The sequence below is a fragment of the Sphingobium sp. IP1 genome, assembly GCF_002708645.1.
GTDB lineage: Bacteria > Pseudomonadota > Alphaproteobacteria > Sphingomonadales > Sphingomonadaceae > Sphingobium > Sphingobium yanoikuyae.
Map to the genome: position 1 here is coordinate 39,751 of NZ_NOIW01000004.1, position 12,940 is coordinate 52,690.

At 64.5% G+C, this 12,940-nt stretch carries 25 protein-coding genes; 5 read left to right on the plus strand and 20 right to left on the minus strand.

Annotation, left to right across the window (positions count from 1 at the left end; all coding sequences use genetic code 11):
• Positions 1 to 117: 117 nt before the first annotated feature.
• The 19 genes from CG471_RS02080 to CG471_RS02155 all read right to left on the minus strand — a co-directional run bounded on the left by CG471_RS02080 (position 118) and on the right by CG471_RS02155 (position 10,508).
• A complete protein-coding gene (locus CG471_RS02080) occupies positions 118 to 321 on the minus strand; it encodes a hypothetical protein (protein WP_099230280.1) in 204 nt (67 codons plus the stop codon).
• A 1-nt stretch (position 322) separates the two neighbouring features.
• Positions 323 to 502 (minus strand): hypothetical protein, encoded by a 180-nt coding sequence (locus CG471_RS02085; protein WP_099230282.1) that lies wholly within the window; start codon positions 500 to 502, stop codon positions 323 to 325.
• Positions 490 to 738, minus strand: a complete 249-nt coding sequence (locus tag CG471_RS02090; RefSeq protein ID WP_257211396.1) for an HNH endonuclease — start codon at positions 736 to 738, stop codon at positions 490 to 492. The genes CG471_RS02085 and CG471_RS02090 overlap by 13 nt, the downstream gene beginning before the upstream one ends.
• Before the next feature lie 104 nt (positions 739 to 842).
• Positions 843 to 1,016: a hypothetical protein gene (locus CG471_RS30485; protein WP_180275594.1), complete on the minus strand. Its 174-nt coding sequence runs from the start codon at positions 1,014 to 1,016 to the stop codon at positions 843 to 845.
• A 15-nt stretch (positions 1,017 to 1,031) separates the two neighbouring features.
• Positions 1,032 to 1,223 carry a hypothetical protein gene (locus CG471_RS02095; RefSeq protein ID WP_218964224.1) on the minus strand — a complete coding sequence of 64 codons (192 nt, stop codon included), beginning with the start codon at positions 1,221 to 1,223 and terminating at the stop codon, positions 1,032 to 1,034.
• A gap of 174 nt (positions 1,224 to 1,397) precedes the next feature.
• The gene (locus CG471_RS02100) at positions 1,398 to 1,994 is read right to left on the minus strand and encodes a hypothetical protein (protein ID WP_099230288.1); all 597 of its coding nucleotides are present in this window, start codon (positions 1,992 to 1,994) and stop codon (positions 1,398 to 1,400) included.
• 37 nt (positions 1,995 to 2,031) lie between these two features.
• Complete coding sequence (locus CG471_RS02105; protein ID WP_099230290.1) at positions 2,032 to 2,343, minus strand: hypothetical protein; 312 nt, start codon at positions 2,341 to 2,343, stop codon at positions 2,032 to 2,034.
• Positions 2,340 to 3,152: a hypothetical protein gene (locus CG471_RS02110; RefSeq protein WP_099230292.1), complete on the minus strand. Its 813-nt coding sequence runs from the start codon at positions 3,150 to 3,152 to the stop codon at positions 2,340 to 2,342. The genes CG471_RS02105 and CG471_RS02110 overlap by 4 nt, the downstream gene beginning before the upstream one ends.
• On the minus strand, positions 3,149 to 3,499 hold the full coding sequence (locus tag CG471_RS02115) for a hypothetical protein (protein WP_017501427.1): 351 nt from the start codon (positions 3,497 to 3,499) through the stop codon (positions 3,149 to 3,151). Before CG471_RS02115 ends, CG471_RS02110 begins: the two co-directional genes overlap by 4 nt.
• On the minus strand, positions 3,499 to 4,107 hold the full coding sequence (locus tag CG471_RS02120) for a hypothetical protein (RefSeq protein ID WP_099230294.1): 609 nt from the start codon (positions 4,105 to 4,107) through the stop codon (positions 3,499 to 3,501). Before CG471_RS02120 ends, CG471_RS02115 begins: the two co-directional genes overlap by 1 nt.
• On the minus strand, positions 4,107 to 4,259 hold the full coding sequence (locus CG471_RS30490) for a hypothetical protein (protein WP_180275596.1): 153 nt from the start codon (positions 4,257 to 4,259) through the stop codon (positions 4,107 to 4,109). The genes CG471_RS02120 and CG471_RS30490 overlap by 1 nt, the downstream gene beginning before the upstream one ends.
• Positions 4,260 to 4,261: 2 nt before the next feature.
• The gene (locus CG471_RS02125; RefSeq protein WP_099230296.1) at positions 4,262 to 4,504 is read right to left on the minus strand and encodes a DUF2312 domain-containing protein; all 243 of its coding nucleotides are present in this window, start codon (positions 4,502 to 4,504) and stop codon (positions 4,262 to 4,264) included.
• 27 nt (positions 4,505 to 4,531) lie between these two features.
• Entirely contained in the window at positions 4,532 to 4,924 is a 393-nt protein-coding gene (locus CG471_RS02130; protein ID WP_143560132.1) for a hypothetical protein, read from the minus strand.
• A 9-nt stretch (positions 4,925 to 4,933) separates the two neighbouring features.
• The gene (dnaN, locus tag CG471_RS02135; RefSeq protein WP_099230300.1) at positions 4,934 to 6,082 is read right to left on the minus strand and encodes a DNA polymerase III subunit beta; all 1,149 of its coding nucleotides are present in this window, start codon (positions 6,080 to 6,082) and stop codon (positions 4,934 to 4,936) included.
• 11 nt (positions 6,083 to 6,093) lie between these two features.
• A complete protein-coding gene (locus tag CG471_RS02140) occupies positions 6,094 to 6,864 on the minus strand; it encodes a hypothetical protein (protein WP_099230302.1) in 771 nt (256 codons plus the stop codon).
• Positions 6,861 to 9,626: a DNA methyltransferase gene (locus CG471_RS02145; protein ID WP_099230304.1), complete on the minus strand. Its 2,766-nt coding sequence runs from the start codon at positions 9,624 to 9,626 to the stop codon at positions 6,861 to 6,863. The genes CG471_RS02140 and CG471_RS02145 overlap by 4 nt, the downstream gene beginning before the upstream one ends.
• Before the next feature lie 35 nt (positions 9,627 to 9,661).
• The gene (locus CG471_RS02150) at positions 9,662 to 10,084 is read right to left on the minus strand and encodes a hypothetical protein (protein WP_143560133.1); all 423 of its coding nucleotides are present in this window, start codon (positions 10,082 to 10,084) and stop codon (positions 9,662 to 9,664) included.
• 98 nt (positions 10,085 to 10,182) lie between these two features.
• A complete protein-coding gene (locus CG471_RS30495; protein ID WP_163000316.1) occupies positions 10,183 to 10,323 on the minus strand; it encodes a hypothetical protein in 141 nt (46 codons plus the stop codon).
• A complete protein-coding gene (locus CG471_RS02155) occupies positions 10,323 to 10,508 on the minus strand; it encodes a hypothetical protein (protein ID WP_218964225.1) in 186 nt (61 codons plus the stop codon). Before CG471_RS02155 ends, CG471_RS30495 begins: the two co-directional genes overlap by 1 nt.
• A 102-nt stretch (positions 10,509 to 10,610) precedes the next feature.
• Between CG471_RS02155 and CG471_RS02160 the strand changes: the two genes are divergently transcribed.
• On the plus strand, positions 10,611 to 11,216 hold the full coding sequence (locus CG471_RS02160) for a S24 family peptidase (RefSeq protein WP_257211397.1): 606 nt from the start codon (positions 10,611 to 10,613) through the stop codon (positions 11,214 to 11,216).
• Here CG471_RS02160 and CG471_RS02165 read toward each other — a convergent pair.
• Positions 11,179 to 11,589, minus strand: a complete 411-nt coding sequence (locus CG471_RS02165) for an HIRAN domain-containing protein (protein ID WP_099230312.1) — start codon at positions 11,587 to 11,589, stop codon at positions 11,179 to 11,181. The two genes, CG471_RS02160 and CG471_RS02165, sit on opposite strands and share 38 nt — an antisense overlap.
• Before the next feature lie 171 nt (positions 11,590 to 11,760).
• Between CG471_RS02165 and CG471_RS02170 the strand changes: the two genes are divergently transcribed.
• Genes CG471_RS02170 through CG471_RS02175 form a run of 4 tightly spaced genes read left to right on the plus strand, consistent with a single transcriptional unit; the run spans position 11,761 to position 12,777 of the window.
• Entirely contained in the window at positions 11,761 to 12,036 is a 276-nt protein-coding gene (locus CG471_RS02170; RefSeq protein WP_017501414.1) for a hypothetical protein, read from the plus strand.
• Positions 12,036 to 12,167, plus strand: coding sequence for a hypothetical protein (locus tag CG471_RS31090; protein ID WP_257211398.1), 132 nt, complete (start codon positions 12,036 to 12,038; stop codon positions 12,165 to 12,167). Before CG471_RS02170 ends, CG471_RS31090 begins: the two co-directional genes overlap by 1 nt.
• A complete protein-coding gene (locus CG471_RS30500; protein WP_180275597.1) occupies positions 12,164 to 12,304 on the plus strand; it encodes a hypothetical protein in 141 nt (46 codons plus the stop codon). Before CG471_RS31090 ends, CG471_RS30500 begins: the two co-directional genes overlap by 4 nt.
• A complete protein-coding gene (locus CG471_RS02175) occupies positions 12,301 to 12,777 on the plus strand; it encodes a hypothetical protein (protein WP_099230314.1) in 477 nt (158 codons plus the stop codon). Before CG471_RS30500 ends, CG471_RS02175 begins: the two co-directional genes overlap by 4 nt.
• Positions 12,778 to 12,940: the final 163 nt, after the last annotated feature.

Genomic DNA, 12,940 nt, shown 5'->3' on the forward strand with positions numbered 1-12,940 from the left:
ACGCTCGGTCCCAGAGCCATCGAGCCCCGACTTTTTGCCTACCCCCCCCCTGTCGGGGGGCAAAATCGGGTCCGATCCGGCCCGAAATGGATCGGAAATGGCGGATTTCCGTGGGTTTCAGGCGCTTGCCAGTGCCACGTCGCGACCGTTGATAGTGAAGGTCACCACGGCTGTCGACGTTCCGTCCGCATGCGTGGTCTGGCAGGCGACTTGGCCGGGCAGGGGCTCGCCGTTCTGGTCGCACATGATCAGCATCGGCAGGCCACCATCCCAGCGCGGCGGGCGCAGGCTGACGGTCAGAGTTGTCGACGCATCTGCCATATCACACCACCTCATAGATGAAGCCGTGACAGGCAAGCAGACCAGCGCCCTTATCGGACAGCCAGCCCGCAGCTCGATCGGACAGGATCGAGAGGATCGCGCAACCGATGGCCAGCACGGCGAGCGCGGCAGCGAACCACCGACGCTTGCGCAGGCTGATCGTGACATTCACTTCGGCCATCCGTCCGCTCCTATGTCGAGCCGCTGGCGGGGCGGGCGGGCGCCACGGGCACGGGCCGCTTCCTCCGCAGTCTTCAGGTCATGGCAGGGTGCGCATATGCCCTGGTAATTCTCGCGGTCGCCGGTGCCGCCTTCGCTCAATGGGGTGATGTGGTCGGCGATCGTAGATGCGGTGATGCGGCCGCGCGCCTGGCACGGCCGGCAAAGCGGCTCCTCCCTCAGCACAATCTTCCGCATTCGATCATGCTCGCGGCCGTATCCGCGCTCATGCCTGCTCTTGCGGGTGCTGGCCCACGCCTTGGCGCGGGGCTTTTGGTTCAGGCTGGGCGGGCGGCTGGGCATCAGCCCCGGCCGCGCACCAGTGCGCGAACCTCAGTGGCGATCCGCTCAGCTTCGCCGATGATGCGATCAGAGCGAGTGATGGAGCGCGACGGCTCGCGCATGTCGAAGGCCAGCATGTGAAGGTCGCCGGCGAGGCGCTCCATCCTGTCGGCCGGGCAAAGCTGTTGCTGCATGCCCGGCCCAGTCGGTCAGGCGACGCCGGCGCGCAGCGAGGCGAGCGGCGAACGCGGGTGGCCGTTGTCCAGGAAGAAGGCCGGCTTGGCGCTGATCATCGTGGGGATGAGGCTGAACGCCACATCGACCGCGCGCTCGACCATGCTCGATGCGAAGGACAGGGAGGACAGGCAGGCAAGGGCGACGATCGCGAAGATGCGCTTCATATCAACCTCCAATTTTGGGCGTTTTTCTCCATCCCAAGCGAGCAGCATGCTCGACAGTGGGCGCCTAGGAGTGGGGAGGCTTCGCTTCTCGCCTGCGTGTGTCAAACATCGCGCAGGTTACTCACTATGACCTCTTTCGGCTGAACCGTTCGTACCCGAAATGTTCTAGTCCCGTCAAGCGGCTGGCAGCAGACTTCCGGCATAGACCTTCACCGGGATATCGAACCCGCTGAAGCTCACGAAAGCATAGCGACCCTTCACCCGCTCGACCTTGCCGATCAACCCCTCAAAGCCCAGGCTGGGATAGCGAACATCCTCGTCCGGCCGGAAGATGCGCACCTGATCGACAGGCTTGCCGCGCCGCTCGATCTGGCGCAGCCGGTCCAGCTCGCGATCGGTGACTGCAGGATACCCCTTGCCATAGCGGAACACCGAGAAGTGAGGCATGCCCTTGGCAACCATGCGCCGCGCCTCGCTGTCCCAGACCTGGCACACCTGACCGGGCGAGCGGGCGAGGTCGAGCAGATCGGGCAGGCGGTCATAGCGGACGAAGGCGAAGGTCGGCAGCAGGGCGGCGCGCTGCTCGACGCGATCACGCTCACGGCCGACGCGCTTGATCACCGTTCCGACCGGCGTCCATGCGTCATATCCGGCCTCGACCAGCGCGTCATGCACGCCCAGCGTGCCCGCGCCCGCCGTGCGGACGATGCACCAATCCGTTGCCCCAATCTGCCGCACTTGCCCGCCCATATCCGACACTCCGTTCGCCATTCGTTCTACCCCTGATTGCTTGCCTTATCCAGCAATCTCAGCGTGTCACGCCGCCTTGTTTGATCAGCCAGACACAGCGGCGCTCGACTTTTTCGAGCCGAGCCCGCTCCCATCCGGCATAGTCGATCGGGCGGCGGTCCAGCACGGTCCAGACCTCTTCAGCCTCAATGCCATCGAGCGTCCGGATCTCGGCAGGCTTCTCGTTGACCGCCGGCTGGACGTAGTACCAGCGCGGCCAGCCCATGGCGCGACAGCGGCGGTTATGCTCCAGGCAGAAATCCAGCATCCGGCCCTCATCGGCACCGAAATATTGCGGCTCGGACGGCCGGCGCAGCGGGTTCGCGCTCATCGGTCGTAATTCCCTTCAAGGATCTTCTGGAAGTTCGCTTTGCCCAGCACCCAGTCGAACGTGACGCCGTTCCAGCCCTTCTCGCCGCGGAGGAACGGTGATCGCTCAATGCTGGCCAGCACCTGCTGGAAATCCTCGATGCTGTGCCCATTGATCCGGGCCTTGAGCTTCTGGCGCCGCTCCGGGGTCAGGTCTCTGACCAAGGGACGGGCAAGGCGGATCGCCAGGTCATTCCAGGCTTCCACGAAATGCTCAGGCTTGAGGTTGTCACCATCCTGACCACCATCCTGATCGACGATTTCGACGGTAGATGCGTTAGCATCTACAACCTTATCTGAAGATGGAGATGAAGAAGAAGATGAAGGGGGGGGATATGAAACCCCCCTTTGATTACCATCCAAGGGGGGTTTTTCTTTGCGAGGCCTACCCCCCTTTGCGCCGTGAGAAGCGCCCTTTGCTCCATGATCCTTGCCAAGTGCGCCGCCAGCCGCGCGAGCATTGCGGACTTCCTCATCCCGCACCATGCGACGACTATAGATCACGCCGGCATCGGTGCGCGAAAATACGTCGTTCTGCTCAAGCTCGCGCATTGCCTTGCGGACTGCGGCGATGCTCTCGCCGACCAGCCGTGCCAGCATATCATCGGAGATGGGGCGGCCCTGTACGGTCAGGTGGCCGTAGGGCTCGCCTTCATGCATGAGGCACGTCATCTCCATCCACAGGCCGCGCGCGGCCATGGAGCAAAGGCGCAAGCCCGGATCGGTGCGCCAGTCACCAGGATAGAATTGAAAAGCAGGGCGCTTGCTCATAGGGGCTCCAGGGTGACGATGATCTCGCCGTCGGGGACGACCTCATCATGGAATGTGGGGACGGTCCGGAACCGCTTGTCATCGATGCGCAGGGCCAGCGCGATGCCGTCGCGGCCGTGCTTGAAGCGCGCAATCAGATTGTCATCGTCGCGCGACCGGCGATCCGGCGGGAAGAATTCGACCTTGAGGGCGATCTTTTCGCTGTCAGGTGCGCGGAGCTTCGCTGCCAGGGCTTCGGCCCAGCATGTCGTGCGATAGGCTTTCTTGGCGCGCATCTGATCGCGCCGCTTCCCATGGAAGTTCGGCGACAGCTCTTTCGGCGGCCAGGGGAGGCGGACGCTGTGCATCAGATCATCCCCGTGGCGATGCCGCCGAGCGTGAAATCGTGGTCAGGTCGGCTAGGCTCGAACTTGCGGACGAGAGTGGCGCCGGCATGAACGCGCCGAAGCTGCTCTTCGAACGACATGCGGCCATTGCGTCGCGATGCGACCTCGGCGGCCATCATCTCTTCGATCTTGCGACGGGCGTCTTCCTTGCGCATGCCCTGCCGGCCAAGGATCTTGCGATATTCGTCCCTGAGGTGGGGCGGGCACCAGCCGAGCACCGTCTCGGTATGTGACTTCCCTGCGCGAATTCTGGGCTCAGACCCGGGCGTCTGAGCAGCGTGGCCCAGTCCGGTGGCCGCCAAAGCCTTCCCGGACAGCCGGCGGCGCTCGCGCTCGGCGGGATTGTTGGCGATGGACGCCTGAACACCGGCCTTGCATGCGCGCTGCTGGCGCGACCGGAAGACGGGATCCTGATACAGTCGCTTGATAGTGGCGCTGGCCTTTGCCGCCTTTGCCGGGTCGCGCGCGATCACGGCGGCGCAGCAGTTGCGACACAGCCGGGTCTTGCGACGCTTAAATTCCTTCAGTTCACGGCCGCAGCCGCCCTCGCACTCGAATGTGCCGGCCATCAGTTCTTCCCGAATTTCTGGAGCGCGGCCCGGCGGATCGCACGGTCACGCTTGATGCGACCTTCCGTGGCGGCCCGTTCCCGGTCCCGCCGCGCGATGGCGACGGGGTGGGGGAACAGGCGGCGCCAGGCGTTGATCAGCCGGGCGCGCATGATCATTCCATGCCCAGGGCGGCGAGATAGGTCTGGAGGATCGCCTCCATCTCCTGCCGGTCGTGCGCGGGCATCTTCCGCAAGCGGATGATCTGGCGCATGATCTTGTTGTCGTAGCCGGTGGCTTTGGCCTCCAGATAGACATCGTTTATGTCTTCGCTGATGCCCTTCTTCTCTTCCTCCAGCCGCTCGATTCGTTCGATCAGCAGGCGAAGCTGGTCGGCGGCGATATTTCCTTCGGACATTGGTCAGTTTCCTTTCGTGGGTGATGGTCAGGCCGCGAGCAGCGACAGCTGCCGGCGATCGTGGGAGGTGCGGGAGAGCAGCAGGTCTTCGACCTGGCGGGCGGCGTCGGGCCAATCCTTGAGGGATCGCGCGAGCAGAGTGGCGGCCATGGCCCGGTCGCCTTCAATCAAGCTGCGCAGCCCATCAGCCAAATCGCGAGCGTTGGGCTCCATCTCTTCGGGAAAGATGCGACCTTCGCCTTCGACCCAGCCCTCATTTTCGGCGGCGTCGATACACTCACCAATCTCGACCAGGGCGTCAGCATCGAAGGTCTGACCTTCGCTCAGCTCTTTGAAGCTTTCCACGCCGAAGCGATCTGCCAGCCCCTCAAGGCCGTTGAGAGCCTCGGCGACGGTGATGTGAACGTTCAATCTGGGCATGGAAGCCTCCTATGCGCGCATGGGCATGACGCCGGCGGTCACACCCGGCCGGTCGTCGCTGGTGATGACGATGACAGCGGCTTCGCCGGCGAAGCCAAGCTGGAGGGTGGGCGTCGGGCCGAACATTTTCGCGATGGACTGCGCGTACATGGCGTTCACGCCGACTGCGATCGTCGGGCCGTCGTAGCTACCGTCCATCGGCTCGACCGAGCGGCTGCCGTCTTGAGCGGTGGCAGACGCCTCGCAATGGTTGCGGGACAGGTCCATGCGCACGCCGCGCGTCTTGCCGTCGGAGGCGCATCCGGCCGCGCGAATTGTGCGATCGAACTCCGCAGATTGGATCGTCATGTGAGCGTCGTGTTGGTCGCGCAGCACACGGCGATAGTCAGGGAAGGTGCCATCGACCAGTTTGCCCTCGATGTTGGCTCGACCGGTGCCGACCCGATAGAATTTGTCCGAGATGGAAAGCTCGACCTGGGCTCCGGCGTCGGCGTCGGCGAGGAAGCGGCAGATCAGATTGACGGCCTTGGTGCCGATGATGCTGTCGCCCATGCCAGCCGCGCCTGCCGGAGCAGGGTGCTTGACCTGCACCACGCGGTGACCGTCGGTGGCAGCGGCAACCAGCTTGTCGCCCTCGATCTGGAGGAAGACACCGCACAGATAATAGCGGATCTCTTCGGTGCTGACCGCGATGCGCGCGGTGTCCAGGATCTTGAGCAGCGGCGCGGCGTCGATGGTGAAGCTGGTCGCGTGGGCGAGCGGCTTGGGCATCGGGAATTCGGTCGACGGGATAGTCATCAGCTTGCGGCTGGACCGGCCCTGCTTAATCGTCAGCGCGCCGTCGGCATGGCTGATGTCCACCGCGCCGGGGCGCAGCGTGTCGATCGCAGTGATCAGCCGATCGGCTTCGACCGTCGTATCGATCTTGGCGCCAGCGCAGTCGATGGTGCGCATCGACCAGTGATCGAGGTCGGAGGCGCAGATGGTCAGGAAGCTGTCGGCGGCGCGCAGCATCACGTTCGACAGGATCGGGATGGTGTTGCGGCGCTCGACCGTCTGGCTGACCGCACGCACGGCAGCGAGCAGCGCATCGCGGTCGACGCGAAGCACGGCCGTGCCGGCAGGGGCTGGTCGTTCAAGGGTATCGGCTTCGGGCATGGATGGTCCTTTCAGTGGCGAAGGAAGGCGATGGAGCGGGTGGACTGCCAGCACAGGGCGCAGCGTGCGCAGTTCTCGGCCTTGCCGATTTGGGCGGGGCAGGTAATGGCGTCGGGATCTTCGGTTTCGCCGTCGGGGATGACGCGGCTGGCGAACCGATCTCCCGACTTGCCGGACCAGCGCACCGCGAAACGCAGCCAATTGGACGAGGCGATACGGTCGATTGCCTGACCGATCGGGTCGCTGACCGGGTTGCGCGCGGTGAAGCCGAACACGTTGAGGGCAGGGAAGGCGACCAGCGCCTCGGCCCACAGGTCGACATATTCGACGCTGTAGAAGTCGCCCAGCACATGCAGGCGAACCAGGAAGCCGCGCGGATGCTTGCGCTGCAGGTCGGCCAGCTCAGCCCAGAGCATCGCCTCGAACTGCGGGCCATGCACCAGCCGCTGGGCATAGGGCATGCCGTTGCCGTAGCAGGACCGCCAGGTCTTGCAGGTGCGCGGGCAGGTCTTCCGCTCTTCCAGGGTCAGCGTGAAGATCGGCGCCATGGTCAGGCGGCCTTTCTCCACGCGGCGGCCGATCTTGCGGCTGTTGTGCCCGCTCTTGAGCAGGCGCTTCACGCGCGGATCGTCCACCGCGTTGACGGTGGTGGGGAACAGCGAGCGACCCTCGACCTCGGCGGAGTGGCCGGGGACCAGCACGACGCCGCTCTGCTTGGGCTTGATCGACGGGAAGCGCGACATGGATGACGCGGCCAGCCGGCGGACGAGCGGGCCGGTCATGCTGCCTTCTCCCGCTTGGCAGCATCATGCTCCAGGTCAAGGAGATCGAACAGCGACGGGACCGCCTGCTGATCCTCGGCTTCCTTCAGGTAGCTGATGCTGTGGGCGAAATAGTCGGGGTTCAGTTCGCTGCCCGCGCCGCGTCGGCCGGTCAGGATCGCCCGCATCGGCACGGTGCCCAGACCGCAGAAGGGATCGAACACCAGGTCGCCCTTGGACGAATAGCGCTCGATCAGCCGGTCGACGATGTCGAACTGGAGCGGGCAGACATGCTTTTCCCGGCCCTTCTGCACCTGCTCGGCATTGAGCGTGCGCATGCGGACGACATCATCCCAGACCTCGGGGTGATGGCTGCCAGGATCGAGCGCCATGAAGGTGCGGGGAAGGTGGCCGCCGGCATGATTGGCGCCGCGGGCTTCGATCGTGTCGCCAATGTCGACATGCGCGCGGAAGCTGTAGATCAGGTCGCGCGTCTCTTCGCGGAAGCGCTTGGCCAGCCGGCCGGTGGCCATGTTGGCGAAGCGATCGCCGACTTCCCAAAGCTCATCGATTGTCAGCGGGCGCTCGCCGCTGGAGCGCCAGAATGCGTGGGCGTCGATCTGCCAGCGCGCTAGCGAATAGCCTTCAATTTCCTCAGCGACCTCACCGAAGTCGCCATTAGCCGCATCTTCGAAATCCAGATCATCCTCATCGAACACGCGACCATCGACCAAGGTGACGGAGGACTTGGCCTGCTTCGCGACCGGCGTGTCGGCATAGCCGCGCGTCCGGTCGGTCTGGGGCTTGCGCATCAGCAGCACATATTCAGGGCTGCCCACACCCATCTTCGTGCCATCCTTCAGCATCTCGCTGTATGACAGGCGATAGGTCTGGTTGTTCTCGCGCACGACGTCGGTGACGACGGTGATCATGCCCATGAACTGGAAGCCGTGCGCCATATAGTGGGCGATGCACTTGGCGTGGAACGGGTTGACCGTCGGCACGCCCTGGCCGGTGACCGACCCGAACAGGATCCGGTCCTTGACGTGAATGCAGGCCAGCCGGCCGGGCGCGAGGGCGCGCAGCAGGTTCGGCGTCAGATAGTCCATCTGCGCGAAGAAGTGCGCGTCGTCGTCGGTGTGGCCGAAGTCGTTATAGCTGGGCGTATATTCGTAGTGGTTGCTGAAGGGGATCGAGGTGACGATCAGGTCGACCGATCCTTCGTCCAGCCGCGCAGCCTCATCGACACAATCATTGTGCGCCAAACGCCAGCCTTCGCCGGTTGCCTCGCGGCGCTCCACGCCGATCGAGCGCTTCACCAGCTCGGCGGCAGCGCCGTGGTGCAGGCCATAGCGGCGGATGAGCGCGGACATGGTCTCGCGGAATTCGTCGTCGCGGGCCCACTTCGCCTGAAGCTCGCGCACGACCTCGGTTTCCGTCTCGGCATGGATGATGTCGATCTCGACCGGCTCGGACTGGCCGAAGCGCTGCACGCGGTGGATCGCCTGGATGAAGTCGCGGAACTTGAAGCCTACGCCGGCGAAGATCTCGCGATGGCAGTGACGCTGCAGGTTGACGCCGCCGCCCAGCATGATGGGCTTGGCGCCGATCAGCTGCAGGTCGCCATCGGCGAAGCGGCTGACGATGCCTTCGCGAACGTCCAGCTTCTGGCTGCCATAGACGGTTTCGCAGGCGGGAAGGACCTTCTCCAGCGCGCGGCGCTCGTCTTCCAGGTCGTGCCACAGGATGAAATGATCGTCGGGCGAGGCGGCGACGATCTCGGCGGCCTTGGCGATGCGGGTGTCGAGCGTGCGGCGCTTCTCGCGCGAAGCTTCGACCACGCCCAGCGCCGTGTCGCGCATCAGGCGACCCTGGCCGTTCGCTTCCGGCTCGGCGTCGGCGATGTCGGCTTCGACGCAGTGCCAGCGGACGGTGATCGGCGGCAGGTCATAGCCTTCGTCGGAATAGCCCAGGTCGCTCGGGCGCTGGATGCAGACAGCCCAGCTGTTCACCCACGTCCAGAACTCATCGACCTTGTGCGGATAGAGGGTGAGGTCGCCGGCCTTTTCGCTGTTGCGCTGGAAGAAGCGGGTCAGGGCCTGCCCGGTGTCCATGATGCCTAGGAACCCGGCATAGTGGATCATTTCCTTGTAGCGGTTCGGCGCGGGCGTGGCGGTGGCGACGTGGCGATATGGGATCGCCTCGAACAGCGGCAGGAACTCCTGATAGGTCTTGGACCCGAAGGAGCGCAGCACGTCAGCCTCGTCCAGGCTGGCCCAGCCGAACTGGGCGACATTGATCTTGCCCTCGCGGACACTCTCGTAATTCGTCAGGAACAGCGGGAGCGTGGCGACGCCCGATGTGTCTGCCAGCACAGCCGCGATGTCCGCTTCCGACTGCACAAAGGCCACCGGGATATCGAGCAGCGCAGCGTCGTGCAGAAATTCGCGGCGCACGTTGAGCGGGAGCACGATCAGGCCCCGGCAATTGGCCTTGGCGCAGATGATCGATCCGATCAGCAGCTGCTGCATCGTCTTGTGCAGGCCGAAGCTCTCGAACAGCGCGCGCCGGCCGCCCTCCACCGCCCAGCGGACGATATGGCGGACGTGATCCTTCATAGGCCGGCCGTCGGTCAGGTGCGTCGGGATTTCGTCCAGCGAGCAGGGCAGGCCTGCGGGCAGGGCAAGCGGTGCCTTCGCTTCGAGGAAGGTCCGGTATTCAGGCAAAGAGATATCGTTCGCGGAACCGGCATCGACCGGCGCCGCGCTGTTCGCGCTATCCATGTTCTCACTCCTGGGCGGTCAGCCGCCGGCTAGGTTCAGTTCCCCACGGCTCTCAGCCGCACTTCGTTGCGTCGGCGCTCCAGCACGCTGGCAGCGCGAATGAATTCATCGATCACGCCCGCGCCTTCGAGCTTGCGGACATCGTCGTCACAGCAGACCCCGTCCGACAGCAGCGTGATCAGCAGGGGCAGGGCCTCAGCGATCTTGAGCGGGATGTGGCCGACGTTGTCGCAGCACAGCGCGTCCGCCGGCACAGCCTTGGCGCCGATGAGCGCCAGAATGGTGTTGAGCGCTTCCGGGCCGAACGCCTTGCCGATCGACAGCATGGCGATGGCGCCCAGGTCGCCCTTCTTGTTGCGGGCATTGCCGACCGTCGCGGCCGATGTGCCCAACAGGTCGGCCATGTCCTGATCGGTCAGGTCATCGCTCGCCTGCTGGGCTGCGACCGTCCGGCTCACGGCCTCGCGATAAGAATTCTGTGTGAGACGGGGCAACTTGCCCAACACGCTGGGCGCGCCTGCGCGTAGACCGGCACCATGATCGCAACAACCGGACATCAGGCATGATCCTTCTTATCGACACGACCGCCCTCAAGGGCACCAGCCGCGATCAGATCGGCCACCGTCCGGTGCGATCGGTAGGGGTAGGGCGCGACGACGTCGGAGCGCGTGCGCACGCGAATGAGACCGAGGCGCATCAGGCTGCCCTCCGATATCCGGCCATGAAACCGCGAACTTTCGCCTCGGTTTCAGGCCAGCAGCGGCGACCTGCACGTAACTGGCGCACGAAGTGACGGTCGCCCAGAGCCTGATCCCCGAACGCGGTCGGGGCCATGCCGGTAGCCTTAAGGAAGGCTTCGATTTCAGGGAGCACGGTAGCCATATGGATATTCATAGGTGTGTAGCCACACACCGTCAAGGTGTGTTACTGCACCCCTATCCGTTTTCGCGCGAAAAGTGTGTAACAACACACATGACTGACGGAATGGATGAGCTTCAACGGGTGCGAGCCGCACTTCGTGAGGCGATGGAACGCAAGGCGATTAAGAATAAGCCGCTCGCCCAAAAGGCTGGGCTGGGCGAGACGTCCGTTCGCGATCTGCTCGACAATGAGGATCGCGACATCAAGCTTGGCACGTTGTTTAAGATAGCCGGAGCGCTCGACACTGATATTCGAGATCTCATCGGAGGATCGCCGGCCGTTCCCCTGGTCGGCAGGGTCGGAGCTGGTGGCAACATCGTCTATGACGAGGTGATCGGCGAGACTGTGCCAAATCCGCCCGGCCTGACCGGCCAAGTGGAAGCGCTGGAAGTCCAGGGCACCTCAATGCTGCCCAGATATTCGAATGGCGATGTCGTATATATCTCGGCCACAATGCGCGGCATCAGCGAGGAAGATATCGGCGACTTCTGTGCGGTAAGGCTGAAAAGCGGCGAGACGTATGTGAAGCAGCTGGCATACGGCAGCCGGCCGGGCTTTTTCACACTTCGCAGTCTCAACGCTGAGGACATCGTGGATGTCGAAGTCGAATGGGCAGCGCCCATTCTTTTCGTTATGCCGCGCGCTGCTCGACGCCTTTTGGGGGTCTGACCCAGTAGCGATATCCGCCGGCGGGAGCCTCTGGTGCTGGGCGGTCTGGATAGTGCGATTGAACAACCAGGACATCATCGCAAAGGGCGAGGCTGAGGCGCGCACCGATTTGGCAAGACCTGCTCAGACCGATGCTGTCGATCACGGCTGAAACGCCCCGACCGTGCTGAAGAATCGCGACGTGGACCGGACTTTGTCGCGGCAGGTAGCCAATCGTCTCGCCAAGCATGGAATCGACCCGGAGTGCCATCGGATCGTGCGGATTGTCAGGTTCGTGAATGATCCGCACGGGCTCACCCGCCGCGCATCGCTCTAGCGCGGCCTGGTAAAAGCTCACCCCCACCAGCTTCTGAAACAGCATGCCGTCATCCATGCGAATCGATCCTCCTGTTCCGGCAGCATCTACACCAATTGGAACAAATCAAGAACGATGTGCGGCAACACACTTTCTCACTTGACGAGGTGTGTAGCAGCACACTATTTAGGCTCCATCACCTGACCTCGCCGGATCGGCCGGCGACGCGAGACGGTGGGGAGATATGGCATGCACGCCATCAGCTTTACCGTAGGCTCGGCCGCCGCTGGCGCGATTGCGCAGCAGCAGGCGCTTGAGCATCGCGAAGACTTCGACGCGTATCGCACGCTCGACCTGATCAAGATGGGCTTCCAGAGCGCGAGCCAGGCGGTCGACATCCTTGCGGCCGACCCGGCCGAGACGCGCGCCTGCCTGATCCACGGCGCCAGCCGCCTACTGGCCGCTGCTGACCGTCTGGACCCTGCCGCGCCGCCCGCCAACGTCTTTCCGCTGGGCGCCGCGTGATGAGCCTTGCCCTGCACATCCTCTCCACCGTCGTGGCCATTGCGCTGATCACCGCGTCCTGCGCCGCCATGGCCGCAGAATTCCAGCGGTACGGCCGCAAGATGCTTGCGGCCCTGGAGCATCGCTCGTGACGGTCCGCTTTCACACCAAGGGCCGCGATCCGCTCGTCGTGCCGCGCACCACGCCCTGGCAGCGCGAGCGCGCCGGCGGCCCGATCCTTCCCATGCACCAGCCGCGCCGCTGGTGGCAGCTCTGGAGGCGCGCATGATCGCCACCTTCCATTCCGATCCGGTGGAACTGCTCAAGGCGATGTGGCGCGGCAACGCGGCCATGTCGAACCTTCTGCCGCTGGACGGCAAGCTCGCTGCGATCGAGGCGGCCAAGGCTGGTGCGACGCCGACCGAAGCCATGTATTTCGGCCAGGGCTACCGCCTGCCGACCGGATGGGGCTGGGACCGCGTTGCCCAGGTGCGCGCGGCGCATCATATCGCCTCTCACCTGGTCCCGGTCGCGCTCGACGGCCCGGCGATCGCCTGGGGCGTGCCGATGATCGAAGGCAAGTTCCTGCAGCGGCCGCGCGGGCCGATGGCGCCGCGCGTCTTCCACCGCGCCAACACCTTCTACGTGATCGAGCTGCCGGCCGATGACGACCTCAATGCCCATGCCGAGGCGAACCCCGGCACGGTGCGGATCGAAGACATGTTCGGCAATGTCCTGTGGCCGGAGGGCACCGAGCAGTGATCGACGTCGCGACCATCGCCTCTATGGCGGCGCACAAGGCCGAGCGCCTGCGCCGGCTGAACAACCAACCCCCACTGTCCGACTGCGTCGTTATCCCTCTGACGGCGCATCGGGCAGGAGCCTCGGACGACCTCGCCCCCTTTCATGGGTCGCCATCCTCCCC

Excerpts from the sequence above, each read along its gene's own strand:
- CG471_RS02085 (WP_099230282.1), bottom strand. The coding sequence starts at position 502 with ATGGCCGAAGTGAATGTCACGATCAGCCTGCGCAAGCGTCGGTGGTTC.
- CG471_RS02175 (WP_099230314.1), top strand. The coding sequence starts at position 12,301 with ATGATCGCCACCTTCCATTCCGATCCGGTGGAACTGCTCAAGGCGATG.
- CG471_RS02165 (WP_099230312.1), bottom strand. The coding sequence starts at position 11,589 with ATGGATGACGGCATGCTGTTTCAGAAGCTGGTGGGGGTGAGCTTTTAC.
- CG471_RS02145 (WP_099230304.1), bottom strand. The coding sequence starts at position 9,626 with ATGGATAGCGCGAACAGCGCGGCGCCGGTCGATGCCGGTTCCGCGAAC.
- CG471_RS02110 (WP_099230292.1), bottom strand. The coding sequence starts at position 3,152 with ATGAGCAAGCGCCCTGCTTTTCAATTCTATCCTGGTGACTGGCGCACC.
- CG471_RS02105 (WP_099230290.1), bottom strand. The coding sequence starts at position 2,343 with ATGAGCGCGAACCCGCTGCGCCGGCCGTCCGAGCCGCAATATTTCGGT.
- CG471_RS30490 (WP_180275596.1), bottom strand. The coding sequence starts at position 4,259 with ATGCGCGCCCGGCTGATCAACGCCTGGCGCCGCCTGTTCCCCCACCCC.
- CG471_RS02100 (WP_099230288.1), bottom strand. The coding sequence starts at position 1,994 with ATGGCGAACGGAGTGTCGGATATGGGCGGGCAAGTGCGGCAGATTGGG.
- CG471_RS02120 (WP_099230294.1), bottom strand. The coding sequence starts at position 4,107 with ATGGCCGGCACATTCGAGTGCGAGGGCGGCTGCGGCCGTGAACTGAAG.
- CG471_RS02140 (WP_099230302.1), bottom strand. The coding sequence starts at position 6,864 with ATGACCGGCCCGCTCGTCCGCCGGCTGGCCGCGTCATCCATGTCGCGC.
- CG471_RS02170 (WP_017501414.1), top strand. The coding sequence starts at position 11,761 with ATGCACGCCATCAGCTTTACCGTAGGCTCGGCCGCCGCTGGCGCGATT.
- CG471_RS02160 (WP_257211397.1), top strand. The coding sequence starts at position 10,611 with ATGGATGAGCTTCAACGGGTGCGAGCCGCACTTCGTGAGGCGATGGAA.
- CG471_RS02155 (WP_218964225.1), bottom strand. The coding sequence starts at position 10,508 with ATGGCTACCGTGCTCCCTGAAATCGAAGCCTTCCTTAAGGCTACCGGC.
- CG471_RS30485 (WP_180275594.1), bottom strand. The coding sequence starts at position 1,016 with ATGCAGCAACAGCTTTGCCCGGCCGACAGGATGGAGCGCCTCGCCGGC.
- CG471_RS02095 (WP_218964224.1), bottom strand. The coding sequence starts at position 1,223 with ATGAAGCGCATCTTCGCGATCGTCGCCCTTGCCTGCCTGTCCTCCCTG.
- CG471_RS02130 (WP_143560132.1), bottom strand. The coding sequence starts at position 4,924 with ATGCCCAGATTGAACGTTCACATCACCGTCGCCGAGGCTCTCAACGGC.
- dnaN (WP_099230300.1), bottom strand. The coding sequence starts at position 6,082 with ATGCCCGAAGCCGATACCCTTGAACGACCAGCCCCTGCCGGCACGGCC.
- CG471_RS30495 (WP_163000316.1), bottom strand. The coding sequence starts at position 10,323 with ATGCGCCTCGGTCTCATTCGCGTGCGCACGCGCTCCGACGTCGTCGCG.
- CG471_RS31090 (WP_257211398.1), top strand. The coding sequence starts at position 12,036 with ATGAGCCTTGCCCTGCACATCCTCTCCACCGTCGTGGCCATTGCGCTG.
- CG471_RS02080 (WP_099230280.1), bottom strand. The coding sequence starts at position 321 with ATGGCAGATGCGTCGACAACTCTGACCGTCAGCCTGCGCCCGCCGCGC.
- CG471_RS02125 (WP_099230296.1), bottom strand. The coding sequence starts at position 4,504 with ATGTCCGAAGGAAATATCGCCGCCGACCAGCTTCGCCTGCTGATCGAA.
- CG471_RS02090 (WP_257211396.1), bottom strand. The coding sequence starts at position 738 with ATGCGGAAGATTGTGCTGAGGGAGGAGCCGCTTTGCCGGCCGTGCCAG.
- CG471_RS02115 (WP_017501427.1), bottom strand. The coding sequence starts at position 3,499 with ATGCACAGCGTCCGCCTCCCCTGGCCGCCGAAAGAGCTGTCGCCGAAC.